This is a genomic window from Tropicibacter alexandrii, assembly GCF_003667315.2.
In the GTDB taxonomy this organism is placed as follows: domain Bacteria; phylum Pseudomonadota; class Alphaproteobacteria; order Rhodobacterales; family Rhodobacteraceae; genus Tropicibacter; species Tropicibacter alexandrii.
Window position 1 is genome coordinate 1 of record NZ_RCTZ02000069.1, and the last position, 376, is coordinate 376.

The following is a 376-nucleotide window of genomic DNA, read 5'->3' on the forward strand; positions in this document are numbered from 1 at the left end:
ACCAATGCGCGGGCGACGAGACGCGCCAGATGCTGGCCCCGATCACCCGGCGGGAAATCCACGCGCGGCTGCTGCTGGGCCCCCATGGCGACGCGTTGCAGAAACTGCTCTGGCACGAGACCACCGCCAGCCGCATCTTTCAGGCAACGCGCGAGATCCAGTCAGACTTGTCGCGCACGGTGGTCGTGGGTGAGATCGCCGATCGCGTCGGCATGAGCCAGTCCGCCTTCTTCGAGCATTTCAAGGCCGTCACGGGCACCTCGCCGCTGCAATACCAGAAGGACCTCCGCCTGCTGCACGCCCGCGACGCGCTGCGTGGCTCGGATGCCAAGGTGTCCGAAGTGGCGTTTCGCGTGGGGTATGAAAGCTCCGCCCA

At 66.5% G+C, this 376-nt stretch carries 1 protein-coding gene; it reads left to right on the top strand.

Translation table 11 applies throughout. The features are described 5' to 3' along the window. The coding region (locus D8Z78_RS24390; protein ID WP_121634766.1) for a helix-turn-helix transcriptional regulator at positions 1-376 on the top strand (376 nt) is incomplete at both ends.